Consider the following 12,473-nt stretch of genomic DNA (forward strand, 5'->3'; position numbering starts at 1 on the left):
CCTATTTTACAAATGAGAATTTTCCTTTGTTGCCGTCTTTATCCATCTTGATTTGGGCGACATAGAAATCTTTTTGAATCACTTCACCTATGGGGGTAAAAGCAATTTCACCCAAGGGGGTGTTGTATTTTCCAGCTAGGATTTGCCTATTCAATTCTGTTCGCAATTGTGGTAGAGCTAATTTGTTAATTTTGCTCTTTTTATCTAAAGCTTGGAGAGCATCTACATACACCTGCACTGCGGCAAAAGCTTGGGCACTAAATTGGGGCGGTTCTTTTTTGTATTGGTCAACATAAGCTTTGCGAAATACGTTGTTAATCTCACCAGGATGCTCTGGACTGTAAGCTTGAGCAATCAATACACCATCGCAAAGTGCTTTACATACTGGAAATATATTTGAGGTATTCATGCCATTTCCGCCAACAATTGAGCCTTTATAACCTAGCTCCCGCAGTTGTCGCACCAAGTTACCGCCATCCGCAGCTAAACCAGAAATAATGATTAAATCTGGTTTGAGGTTAATTGTATTAGTAGCTTGGCTTTGAAAATCTGTGTCACTGGTTTGGAACTTTTGCACTGTTAGCAATTCCAGCCCTTGATCTTTAACTGTTTTCTGGAAAATCTCTGTTTCTGACTTACTAAAGGCATCATTTTGGGCGTAGAGAACGGCAACTTTTTTAATTTGAGGATTTTGCTTAAGTGCAGCTTTGACTGAATTAGGAGCGACAATCGAAACTGGTGCAGATACGCGAGCCACATAATCACCAATTTCGGGAATTTTATTCGCAGTATTAGATGCACCAATAACTGGTACTTTAGCACGTTCAGCCACAGGGTCAGCACTAAAAGCTTGCTGTGATAAAGTTGGGCCGACAATGCCAATAACTTTATCTTTATTGATTAAAGTTTGAAAAGCATTAATTGCTCCGGCTTCATCACCGCTAGTGTCTTGAAATACCAATTTAATGGGAGTGCCGTTGATCCCACCTTGATCATTAAAATACTTTTCGGCAATTTTGGCTCCAGCAACTTGCTCTTGACCGAGTAATGCCACATTGCTAGTCTGTGCAAAAGCAATACCGATGGGGATAGTAGCAGATGTACCCGTTGTCCCTGGAGTGTTGTTTGGGCTATTATTTACAGAATTATTGCTCCTGTTAGCGTCACCGCAAGCTGTCAGCAGAATGGTACAAGTGGCTAAGAATGTAGTTGTCAACGCAGCAGGGTTTCTCATGGATCAATGATCATCTATCTAGGGAATCATTTTTATTTGACCATGCAAAGGCAACGCTGCCTATTAGATTTCAAGATAGTTAAATAATTGCAGTGTCTGTGCTGCTGTCTAGGGGAGGAAATAATGAGGCTTTTTCTCTCTCGATTCCTCTATCTATAGGTGCTTTTTTGGCGGCGAGTTACTGGATAAGCTTGTTTCGGTGCTCATTGGGAAATCCCATCTACCCACTAGGTTAAAAACATGGCTGACATAATTGATACCGCTGTTAATGCAGGCTCTTTCAATACTCTAATTGCTGCAATCCAAGCGGCTAATTTGGAAGATACTCTCAAAAGTGAGGGCCCGTTCACTGTATTTGCACCTACTGACGCAGCGTTTGCTAAACTGCCACAAGGTACGGTAGATGCATTGCTTCAAGATATTCCCAGGCTTCAGAGAATTCTGACTTATCATGTCGTTGCCGGCAGGGTGCTGTCATCTGATGTTGTTAAGCTGAATTCAGCTCACACCATTGAAGGTTCAGATGTGAGCATTGACGCTTCTCAAGGTGTGAAGGTAAATGATGCCAATGTTACCCAACCAGATATTAATGCTGATAACGGTGTTATTCACGTCATTGATACAGTGTTGATTCCTGCATAAGCAAAGACGGAGATAGGGAAAACTCGTAATGTTGTATCTCTGTTGGTGAACGGCTGAATAATGCTGCCTGGAATGAATTCAGACATTACAGCAGTTTGCACTTGTATGTAATACAAACTAACTTTTGTTCTACCCCTCTTCTTCAAGGAGAGGGGTCTAGTAGTTTCACAAGATTTTCCGGAAGCGTTCCATGAAGCAGCGGTCAATTGCGTCTTTGTAGTGCCACAATAGTTTGTGAGGTGGTAATGTAAAAGTGCCTCTGGTGGCGATAGCTCTTCTATCTCCTGTACCGATTAAACTCAGATATTGTCTCTGCGGTTGATAGGGTTTGAGAGATTTACCCAATAAAAGCCGCTGCAAGTTCTCAAACAATGGCTTACCTTGCTTGACAGCAAACACTCCAGCTTTTGGTAGGGGATGATTAACCATTGTCGCAATGTCACCAGCAGCAAAGATATTGGGGTGAGTTAGCGATCGCAATGTGTCCTCTACCAGAATAAAGCCTTCTGCATCAGTTCCCAGTCCCGCGGCTTTTAACCACCCCGGTGCTGATGCTTGCGTTACCCAAAAAATTTGATCACAATCTACCGTCAACCCAGATTCACATTTAAGCGCCAAGATTTCTCTAGTACCTCTGGGTATTATCGGTGCAATTTGACAAACGGCTTCCCCCAAATGCAGCTTAATACCTTTGCGAGTTAAAACTTGCTGCATGAGACGCCGTACCGATTGATCATAACTTGGCATCAATTCCCCAGTCCGCTGAAATAAGTGAATTTCTAGATTTGTAGTTGGTTGTTGATGTTGATGTAAAATTTGCTGCAAATTAGCCATCATTGCTAGGGATAACTCTACACCCCCAGCACCTCCACCCACAATTGCAATGCTAATTGCTGCTTGGGGATTGGTCGCCACATCTTCCACCAATTGATACCAGTGTTCTAGTAGTTGTGAAACTGGTTTAGCGGCGATCGCATATTCTGCTGCACCTGATACAGAAATTTTCTCAGGTATGCTGCCAATATCAATGGATAGAAAATCAAAATCTACCACAAGTCCGTTAGCACAAAGCACTTGATTATTTTCCAAGTCCAAACCAACCACTTGGTCAATATATAACTCTGCTTGAGCAAATTTAGCTAAGTTTCGCAAGTCAATATGACATTCTTCGTAGCTATAAAATCCGGCAATGTGTCCTGGTAGCATTCCAGAATAGGGTGTAACTGGAGCTACTGTAATTAATGTCAAACGTACTCCAGATAATGGTTTCACGCCAAACATTTTTAGGACAATGGCATGGCTATGACCACCACCAATTAGCACTAGGTCTTTAACTTTTGAGTGGAAATTTTGCTGCATTTGGAGACTTAGGCAAATACTTATATTGGATCAGCTACCAGGACTGATCACAATATAGTTTAGTTAGTTTCATTCAGTTTTCTAAAACCCCCTCAAAGCCCCTTTTTATAGGGAGCTATTTTCTTCATTTACCCTCTTATAAAGGGTTTAACCCAGGTGTGTATCTGACCTCAACTACATTGAAACTAATCTAATCTAATACTTTCCAGGGATTGTATTAAAAATACTAATATGTAATCTTCAATACATTTAGAATTGAAATTATTGAAAATGCGCCTTCAGTTCCTGTTTACAGCATAGATATTCTAAGTAACTGGTAGAGATTTTTCATGATTAAATATAAATAAATATCATGATAGGCATCAATAGACTGTGAAGAATAAAGAATGATCAATATAACTCAAGTATGATGCTCATAGGGAGAATATATGCTTATTTATATTTATCTAGTCAATAGTTATATTTCTTGAGCCGCGATAGAGATCATGGTTATATTTACTACCATTCCTGGCTTTTAGATGTATGAAATAGCAGTATTGACTATTCAATTAACCAAAATCACTGTACTTATTTTGTGTATGTTGCCAGTTATATTTCATGCCTATTCTGCCACTAAAAGTAGTATGTTAAACCATAAATTTACAATATCAAAAATTATACGTAAAATACCAAATATTCTAGAAAAATTAACATCTACTCAACAAAATAAGTTACCTAAACAGCGCTTAAAAACAGCAATTGATCATCTAGAGAATAAAAGCTTAGAAAGGATTTTGATGGCAATTAATGATTTAGAACAAATTGCCCTTGCTCATCCGCAATACCACTGGGTAGTCATGGAGGTTATGACTAGCTTTGTGCGAAATAATGCCCCTTATTCACCCCAAGGCGAAGTATCAAGTGGCCAAGCAGTAAAAACGCGTGCTGATATTCAAGCCGCTGTGACTGTAATTGGCAGGAGAGACATAAATAAAGACCCGAAAAATGAGCAACTTGATTTGAGTCACACAGATATGCAAGGTATAAATTTGAATGGAGCTAATCTCAAACAGATAAACCTTTATCAAGTTAATCTCTCTGGGGCCAATCTGTCTGGTGCTAATTTAGAAGGTGCAGTTCTGAGTGCAGCTAATCTGTCTGGTGCTAACCTGAGTTTAGTTAACCTCTCTGGGGCAATTCTGAGTGCAGCTAATCTGTCTGGTGCTAATCTGTCTGGTGCTAACTTGCATCGGGCAAATCTATATTTAGCTAGGCTACATGGGGCTATCCTTAATGAAACTGTATTCAATGAAACAAACCTGAGAGAGGCCCAATTTTCTGGCTAAAATAAATCTCCCAGAGGCATAACAAAATTACGACTTACGCAAAATGATGAATAAAGAAATCGTAAAGTCAGAAGAGTTGACGAGACTTATTGCGTAAGTTATTAAAATAATACATAACTCCTAGTCAATTGCTTAATTAATTAATTCTGGCGGCGCATATCCAAATCAAAAGCTAAATGCTATACTGAACTTCCCAATCATCTAAGTAATAACTCATGATTGTGAAGAATATTTCTGCTATGTCTGCTAGTAAGACATACGCACCATTGAGTTGGTTGATAACTATTACAGTTATAGTTTCTATCGCTTTGACTCTAATAGTCTTCTCGGTGTCCAATATTGAGAGGTTGCCAATTCAGCAACAACTACAATATAGAAATCAAGCATTAACCACCACTGCAATAATTTTTCTGGGTTTGGCAGTCATGGCTAATGCTTACTATGCAGCGAAGCGGGCCCAAGCTATGCAGAAAAATGCGATCGCTTCTGAGAGAAACCTGGAAATTGGCTTACAAAATACCAAACTTTCTCAAGACAGACTGATTGCTGAACGTTTTATCGGCGCAATTGCCCAGATTGGCCATGAAAAAGTTGAAACCCGCACCGGTGCAATTTATGCCTTAGAAAGAGTCGCCCAGGATTTTCCTCAAGAACACTGGACAATTATGGAAATCCTCACGGCTTTTGTCCGAGAGAATGCACCTGTTACCAGAGAGGGAAAACCACACCAAAAAGAGAAAGATTCAGCAGCGATTGACTTAGACAAACATCGGCAAAGAGTAAATCGTCAACAGCGGTCAGATTTAAATCTGCAACCAGAATTACCAACCCTTCGCACCGATATTCAAACAGCCCTAACCGTTATCGGTCGGCGCAATTTTGAGAAAGACCGCAAAGATCAGAAACTTGATTTACGTAATATCGACATCAGACAGGCAAATCTCCGTGGCGCTAACCTACAACGGGTAGACATGCGGGGGTCTGATTTGTCTGGGGCAGATTTGCGAGAATCAGATTTGTGTGAAGCTGATTTTGATGGTGCTCAACTCACGGGGGCGATTCTATTTGAAGCCAATTTGCACAAAGCCAGCTTGCGGGGAGCAAATCTGAGTTGGGTAAATCTCAATCGCGCTAATCTGTGTGGCGCTAACCTGCGTGGTGCTAAATTCTTTGGTGCAAGTTTGCGTTCAGCCAACTTACAAGGTGCAAACCTCTATAAAGCCAACTTGCAACAAGCCACCCTGAAAGCCGCTAGCCTGGCTGGGGCCAAGCTGTTTCTGGCTAACTTGCAAGGTGCAAAACTGGGTAAAGCTAACTTGCAGCATTCGGGTTTGATTGGTGCCAACCTCCAAGGAGCAAACTTAAATGGTGCCAACCTCTCAGGGGCAAACTTGAATGCTGCCAAACTACAGCAAGCAGATATCTATTTTGCCGACCTCAGCGAAACCACTTTGACGGAAGCTAACCTGCAAGGGGCTAACCTGATGGGGGCTAACCTGCATCGGGCCATCCTCCAAGAAGCTAATCTTGAGTCTGCTAACCTGATGGGAGCTAACCTTTGTGGGGCAATCCTCAGTGATGTCAAACTTACAGGGGCAATTCTCACAGGGGTAAAAAACTTAGACTTGCAACAGATTAGAATGGCTTATGGCGATCGCACTACTCGCCTCCCTGATTATATCGAAGCCCCCACCCATTGGCGGCAATCAGGGTAATTTACCATAGCGTCAATTGGGTAATTGGGTGCATCTGGCTTTTTTTATTTATATGCTATATTTATTACCTTAATCTCCGTAATATCTTGGGAGATGAGGAATATTAATTTTATGTCTGAGAACAGCACAGATAATAATACAGACTCTCTCAAGAGTTGGTTAATAATTTTAGCGGCTATATTTGGTATTTTATTTTTTTCTATTATCTTCATATTTTCCTTTTCAGATTTTGCATTTTTGAATCCAAATGTTAACGTTTTGAACATGACCTCAAGGCTAGATTATGGAATTAAAGCCTTAACAATCATTGGAGCAAGTTTCGGTGGAATTGCATTATTAACTAATGCTTACTATGCATCAAGAACCGCTAAAGCTGCCAATGATAATGCTAAAGCTGCCAATGATAATGCTGTAATTGCACGTGAAAATCTAAAGTTATCAGAAGACAAGCAAATTACAGAACGCTTTGCCAAAGCTATCGAATTGCTTGGTAATGAACGGCTTGAAGTAAAATTAGGCGGAATTTATGCTTTAGAACAAATTGCTCAAGATTCCCCAGATAAATACCATTGGACAATCATGGAAGTCCTCACAGCTTTTGTGCGAGAAAATGCACCTGTGAAGAAGATAGCGGAAGAAGATGAGGGTAAAATACCAAAACTTCGCACGGATATTCAAGCAGCCCTTACCGTAATTGGACGACGCAATTGTGGAAAAGAGAAGGAATATCAGCGGCTTGATTTAAATAATATTGATATGAGGGGTGCAAATCTTTATAAAGCCCACCTAGAAAAGGCAATCCTCTTTGAAGCTAACCTGCAAGGGGCAAACCTCACTCAAGCTAACCTGCAAGAGGCAGACCTCACTCAAGCTAACCTGCAAGAGGCAATCTTCTATCAAGCTAACCTGAAAGAGGCAATCCTCGCTAAAGCTAACCTGAAAGAGGCAATCCTCGCTAAAGCTAACCTGCAAGGAGCAGACCTCTCTGAAGCTAACCTGCAAGGGGCAACCCTCTTTAAAGCTAGCCTGCAAGGGGCAATCCTCTGTAGAGCTAACCTGCAAGGGGCAATGCTCTGGGAAGCTAACCTGCAAGAGGCATCCCTCTCTGAAGCTAAACTGCAAGGAGCACAATTTTCATCTGCTAAAAATCTAACATTAGAGGAGGTTGAATTAGCAGAAGGCGATGAAAATACTATTTTGCCTAATTATATTACTAGACCAAAACATTGGACGAAATCTGAGTAATTAGACATTTTTCTTAATATCAAATTGTCATCAAACCCATAATCCTCCAGTTAAAAGGGCGGTTAGAAACCGCGTCTACACAGGCAAAACCCACCTCCGTGGGTTTCAAACCCTCAATTTTTCCTTAGTCCACGGAGGTGGACTTTGTTTGTGTAGCCGCGAATTCCATTCGCCCTGGCTTATTAAAAAGGGCGGTTAGAAACCGCGTCTACACAGGCAAAACCCACCTCCGTGGGTTTCAAACCCTCAATTTTCCCTTAGTCCGCGGAGGCGGACTTTGTTTGTGTAGCCGCGAATTCCATTCGCCCTGGCTCCGTGCCCCTACCGTGTCAAGCCTTACGCAAAAACCCTCTAAAGCCCTTCTTCCTTGGCGTCCTACAGCCCTTTGGGCATCGCTGCGCGCGGGCGTCTTGGCGGTAGCCTGCGGCACGCCCTTCGGTCTACGTTCCTCATAATTTCCATCAATCTCTTTCAAACAGGAAAAACGCATCAAAAAGAAGGACTATGCTCATAATCCCAACACTCATTATCACGCCAACTTCTACCACTGTTCTCACATCTATCTTCATCGCTAATCCAGGGAATAGACGTAGGGTGAATAGTGCTTAAACTTGTATTCACACAAGAAATTATTAAAGACACAATATAGAAACTAGAAGTTAGGAATATTCCTGAAAAAGTCGTAAACAGAATTATTTTGGCAGCAGAATTGAGAGCAAACTTACCTTTTTTACCAGGTGGGCGATCATCGCGCATTGATTTTTTCAGTGTAATAATAGCGGCAGATAACACCCTGGCAATACTTAAACCCTAGCAATACTATTCGCCGCAACTATTTGATTTACAGGAAGAAAAATATTTCTGTAACGTAAGAACACCGCCAAGGTTAAATTAACAAACTACGCGCAGACCCAAAAATCTCGAAAAACCTCAAAGAGTCCTAACGGACATCCCTCTCCTTGCGAAGGAGAGGGACAGGTTTTGCGTAGTAAAACCAGGGTGAGGTTTCTTTCGCTATTCCTCGCTTTCCTTATACATATCTTGCAACGCTTGCAATTGAGTCTTACGGGCAATGCGGCGATATTTTTTACTTTCCAGCTTGGGTTCGTATTGACTCTGTCCCTTACCCTTGCTTTTTAGCTTCATGCTAGATTCAGGATCGGCTTGGTGGTGGAGGTGAGTTTTTTGGGCGATCGCTTCTTCTAAAAATTCCAGATAATGAGGATAACGTTCCCATTCTCCCCGCACCACACAATCAGGCTCATCTCGATGGGAACAATCACTAAACCGACAGCTAGCAACCGCTAAACGCGCTCTGGCCTCTGGGAAATAATATAATAATTCTTCTGGGGTGCAATCCAAATCAGGTTGATTAAAGCCCGGTGTATCCGCCAGTAAGCCACCGTTTGGTAAGTCAAATAATTCGATATGGCGGGTAGTGTGACGCCCACGGGCTAGTTTACCAGATACTTCTCCCACTCGCAGGTTAGTATCGGGAATCAATTGATTAATCAGGCTAGATTTGCCGACACCAGAAGGCCCAGCAACAACAGTAATTTTATTGCTTAGATGCTGGGATACTTGGTCAAGATTCAGTTTATTTTGGACGCTGATAAATAGCGGTTGATAACCCCAAGCAGAAAGGCGATCGCTAATTTGCTCCTGCATCTGAGGGGAAATTAAATCACTTTTATTCAGGCATAAGAGCACATCTACCCCTGTGGTTTCAGCCTTAACAAGAAATCGGCTTAACTGGTAAGGCTCCAAAGGCGGATCAGCTACCGCAAATACCAGGAGAATTTGATTCACATTCGCGATCGCCGGACGGTCTAATTCGCTGTGACGGGGGAGAACATCAGCAACAGCACCTCGTCCTCCAGCCCAATCTGGTTCTTCGACAATGACGCGATCGCCCACCATCACTTGTTGCCCGATTTTTTTCAGGCGCGTTCTGCGGGTACACAGAAGTATCAGGCGAGAATTCTCCTGTTTACCCGCTTCTACATCCAGATGAACTCGATAAAAATTCGCCTGTACAGCAAGCACCGTACCCAGTAACTGTCCAGTAGTAGAAATAGCTTCGTCTTTCATTGGACAGTAGAGGGACAGCGGACTAACAAGGAAAAATAGCCAGTACAATCTGTAATTTTTTCTACCTGATAGCCTGCCATTGTTAAGCTGTCGGGAACCTGCTCAATTGGTTCCCCAGCATCTAGCCAGACTTCCAGCAAACCACCCGGTGACATTTTTTCCAGACGGAGTTTCGTCCTGACAAAATTAATCGGGCAAGGAGTACCGCGTAAATCGAGTTGAGCGTCGGGAGTTAAAAGGGGATAGGGCTTCATTACTTAAACAAATTTCCCAAGAATCCTTCTAGACCACCTTTACCAGTGCGGTCTCCCTTAATTTTAGCCAGCTTCTCTAAGAGTTCCCGCTCATCTGGAGTCACCTTCGTAGGAATATCAATTAACACCGTCAGCATGTGATCACCTCGACTAACAGGATTACCCAACCGAGGAACACCGCGATTTTCCAGCTTCATCACCGTATTCGGCTGAGTTCCCGCCGGAATTATTAGTTCCACTGGGCCATCAACCGTCTCTACCTCCAAACGGCAGCCTAAAATTGCTTGCAGGTAACTGACTTTGATTTCTGAGATAACGTTAATTCCATCCCGTTGGAATTCTTCATCCTCATTTACGAGCAAGTAGACGTACAAATCTCCAGGTGGGCCACCGCGTTGACCGGCATCCCCTTCTTGGGAAATCCGCAAGCGAGTGCCATTATCCACCCCAGCAGGAATAGTAATTTTCAGTTTCTTCGTGACTTGATTTGCGCCCCTACCGTCACAAGCATCACATTTATCTTCAACAACCATCCCAGTGCCATTGCAGGTGGGACAAGTGGAAACTTGAGTGAAGCTGCCAAAAGGCGTTCTCGTCACACGGCGGACTTGACCAGAACCTGTACAAGTCGAACAAGTCCGGGGGCGAGTGCCTGGTTTAGCACCGGAACCGCTACAAACTTCACATGTTTCTAGATGGGAAATGCGAATTTCCTTTTCCCCACCAAATACCGCTTCCCGAAAATCTAACTTCAGGTCTAGCCGTAAGTCATCGCCCCGCACAGGCCCGCTACGCCGTCTTTGTTGCGTTGGGCCACCCATGCCACCAGCAAAGCCACTGAAAATGCTTTCAAAGATATCGGCAAAACCGCCCATATCTCCCATATCTTGGAAGCCAGCACCAGCACCAGCGCCACTGGACACACCAGCTTCACCAAACCGGTTGTAACGCTCTCGAATTTCTGGCTCAGAAAGCACTTCATAAGCGCGGTTAATTTCTTTAAAGCGATCTTCCGCTCCCGGTTCTTTGTTCACGTCTGGGTGATATTTCCGGGCCAAGCGGCGATAGGCTTGTTTAATTTCTTCTTTGTCGGCGTCACGAGAGACACCCAGAATTTCATAATAGTCGCGGGCCATATAGCAAAGGTAAAAGTTAGAAGGAAGAAAGCAGAAGGACTAATAGCAGAAGGCAAAAGGCAACACTTAATTTTTGTTAATATATCGATTTTACCTTTTACCTTTGACAAAAATCACCAGGGAGTCTTGAGCAACAAGTCCTTTCCTCGTGGGAGATGACAAAAGCAACAAAAGTTATAAACAGAGGAAATAGACCAATCCTTACGGAATGCCGCTCCGCCTCTACGGATTTTGTCAACTGGCTGAAGCTGTCTATTTTACAATTGTGCTACTTAGCATAAGTAAATCTCCTCCTTCAACCAGAGGGGCTATCCGCACCTAATGGTGTGGAAATTTCTCCATACATATTTGTTCGCATCTGTACTAATAGACCGTCTAGCCCACGGCAATTCGTTTCTACAATCTAGCAAACCTTTGGAGCATAAAACCATGTTTGCCATGGAGGAGAAATTTTGGTGACTGGATACTGGGGAGAAGAATTAATTTTTCTCCCTCATCCCCAATCCCTAATCCCCAATCCCTAATCTATCGCCTCATAATCAGCCTGAGCAGTACTTTCTTCATCAAAATCAAAGTTGAATTGTGGTATTGGTAAACTTCTCTGATTTTATAGACAGACATTACCAAATATAGATAAATGTATTAAGATAGTTGTCAAGGTTTAGAACAACAAATATGAAACTATCAGATTATGCTAAATTAATAAGAGTGAGCTATAAAATAACCTGGTGAGTTGAAGACTTTGAAGAAGAAATAAAATGTCTTCAGGAGGATGAATGCAACTAACCGAAAGACACATCATCAAAAAAACTCATAAACATTACCAAGAAATTGATAGGCTTTGCTTTCTGTCTAAGAATCTCTATAATATTGCCAACTACTTAATTAGGCAATCCTTCTTTAAAACTGGTGAAATTCTCAGTTATAATCAGACCCAAAAACTATTACAAAGTCAGTTTGATTATAAAAATCTGCCAGCGAAAGTAAGTCAGCAAATATTAATAATTTTAGATAAGAACTGGAAAGCATTTTTTCAAGCACAAAAGGCTTATCAAGAAAACCCATCTAAGTTTTTGGGTAAACCAAGATTACCTAAATACAAACATAAAGAAAATGGGAGAAACCTTTTAGTTTATACCATCCAGGCTTTGTCTAAACCATTTCTATCCAAAGGACTTATTAAACTTAGCCAGACTGAGATAGTTTTCCCTACTCAGGCTAAAAAAATAGCACAAGTGAGGATTATTCCCAAGCTTAATCATTATGTTATTGAGGTGATTTATAATCAAGAAGAAAAACCAAAACAGGTAGATAATAAGAGAATTGCCAGTATTGATTTAGGATTAAATAATTTAGCTTCTGTAACTTTCAATCAAGCAGGTTTAATACCTTTCTTGATAAATGGCAGACCTTTAAAATCCATTAATCATTTTTTTAATAAAAAGAAAGCTAAATTACAGGTGATTCTCAAA

General features: G+C 41.9%; 10 protein-coding genes. 5 read left to right on the plus strand and 5 right to left on the minus strand.

Annotation, left to right across the window (positions count from 1 at the left end):
- Position 1: 1 nt before the first annotated feature.
- The gene (locus H6G32_RS05220) at positions 2 to 1,234 is read right to left on the minus strand and encodes an ABC transporter substrate-binding protein (protein ID WP_190455779.1); all 1,233 of its coding nucleotides are present in this window, start codon (positions 1,232 to 1,234) and stop codon (positions 2 to 4) included.
- Positions 1,235 to 1,474: 240 nt separating this feature from the next.
- On the opposite strand from H6G32_RS05220, the gene H6G32_RS05225 reads away from it, so the two are divergent.
- Entirely contained in the window at positions 1,475 to 1,876 is a 402-nt protein-coding gene (locus H6G32_RS05225; RefSeq protein WP_190455783.1) for a fasciclin domain-containing protein, read from the plus strand.
- 165 nt (positions 1,877 to 2,041) lie between these two features.
- Here the strand turns inward: H6G32_RS05225 and H6G32_RS05230 are convergent, their stop codons facing one another.
- Positions 2,042 to 3,235, minus strand: a complete 1,194-nt coding sequence (locus tag H6G32_RS05230) for an FAD-dependent oxidoreductase (RefSeq protein WP_190455786.1) — start codon at positions 3,233 to 3,235, stop codon at positions 2,042 to 2,044.
- 536 nt (positions 3,236 to 3,771) lie between these two features.
- On the opposite strand from H6G32_RS05230, the gene H6G32_RS05235 reads away from it, so the two are divergent.
- The 3 genes from H6G32_RS05235 (at position 3,772) to H6G32_RS05245 (ending at position 7,520) form a co-directional block, all read left to right on the plus strand.
- Positions 3,772 to 4,560, plus strand: coding sequence for a pentapeptide repeat-containing protein (locus H6G32_RS05235; RefSeq protein ID WP_242046502.1), 789 nt, complete (start codon positions 3,772 to 3,774; stop codon positions 4,558 to 4,560).
- Between the two features lie 239 nt (positions 4,561 to 4,799).
- Complete coding sequence (locus H6G32_RS05240) at positions 4,800 to 6,275, plus strand: pentapeptide repeat-containing protein (RefSeq protein WP_190455792.1); 1,476 nt, start codon at positions 4,800 to 4,802, stop codon at positions 6,273 to 6,275.
- 264 nt (positions 6,276 to 6,539) lie between these two features.
- A complete protein-coding gene (locus H6G32_RS05245; RefSeq protein ID WP_242046503.1) occupies positions 6,540 to 7,520 on the plus strand; it encodes a pentapeptide repeat-containing protein in 981 nt (326 codons plus the stop codon).
- 1,014 nt (positions 7,521 to 8,534) lie between these two features.
- On the opposite strand, the gene rsgA is transcribed toward H6G32_RS05245, so the two are convergent.
- From rsgA to dnaJ, 3 genes are read right to left on the minus strand one after another with little or no spacing between them, the layout of a single operon-like run.
- The gene (gene rsgA / locus H6G32_RS05250; RefSeq protein ID WP_190455798.1) at positions 8,535 to 9,611 is read right to left on the minus strand and encodes a small ribosomal subunit biogenesis GTPase RsgA; all 1,077 of its coding nucleotides are present in this window, start codon (positions 9,609 to 9,611) and stop codon (positions 8,535 to 8,537) included.
- Positions 9,608 to 9,865 carry a sulfurtransferase TusA family protein gene (locus H6G32_RS05255; protein ID WP_190455801.1) on the minus strand — a complete coding sequence of 86 codons (258 nt, stop codon included), beginning with the start codon at positions 9,863 to 9,865 and terminating at the stop codon, positions 9,608 to 9,610. The genes rsgA and H6G32_RS05255 overlap by 4 nt, the downstream gene beginning before the upstream one ends.
- Complete coding sequence (dnaJ, locus tag H6G32_RS05260) at positions 9,865 to 11,001, minus strand: molecular chaperone DnaJ (protein ID WP_190455803.1); 1,137 nt, start codon at positions 10,999 to 11,001, stop codon at positions 9,865 to 9,867. Before dnaJ ends, H6G32_RS05255 begins: the two co-directional genes overlap by 1 nt.
- A 776-nt stretch (positions 11,002 to 11,777) precedes the next feature.
- Between dnaJ and H6G32_RS05265 the strand changes: the two genes are divergently transcribed.
- A partial coding sequence (locus tag H6G32_RS05265) for an RNA-guided endonuclease InsQ/TnpB family protein (protein WP_190455806.1) occupies positions 11,778 to 12,473 on the plus strand: 696 nt, incomplete at its 3' end.

It is taken from the genome of Cylindrospermum sp. FACHB-282 (genome assembly GCF_014697195.1).
GTDB lineage: Bacteria > Cyanobacteriota > Cyanobacteriia > Cyanobacteriales > Nostocaceae > Cylindrospermum.

Bases quoted from the DNA above. Each gene is read 5' to 3' on its own strand.
- H6G32_RS05255 (WP_190455801.1), bottom strand. From the start codon at position 9,865: ATGAAGCCCTATCCCCTTTTAACTCCCGACGCTCAACTCGATTTACGC.
- H6G32_RS05240 (WP_190455792.1), top strand. From the start codon at position 4,800: ATGTCTGCTAGTAAGACATACGCACCATTGAGTTGGTTGATAACTATT.
- H6G32_RS05225 (WP_190455783.1), top strand. From the start codon at position 1,475: ATGGCTGACATAATTGATACCGCTGTTAATGCAGGCTCTTTCAATACT.
- rsgA (WP_190455798.1), bottom strand. From the start codon at position 9,611: ATGAAAGACGAAGCTATTTCTACTACTGGACAGTTACTGGGTACGGTG.
- H6G32_RS05245 (WP_242046503.1), top strand. From the start codon at position 6,540: ATGACCTCAAGGCTAGATTATGGAATTAAAGCCTTAACAATCATTGGA.
- H6G32_RS05230 (WP_190455786.1), bottom strand. From the start codon at position 3,235: ATGCAGCAAAATTTCCACTCAAAAGTTAAAGACCTAGTGCTAATTGGT.
- dnaJ (WP_190455803.1), bottom strand. From the start codon at position 11,001: ATGGCCCGCGACTATTATGAAATTCTGGGTGTCTCTCGTGACGCCGAC.
- H6G32_RS05220 (WP_190455779.1), bottom strand. From the start codon at position 1,234: ATGAGAAACCCTGCTGCGTTGACAACTACATTCTTAGCCACTTGTACC.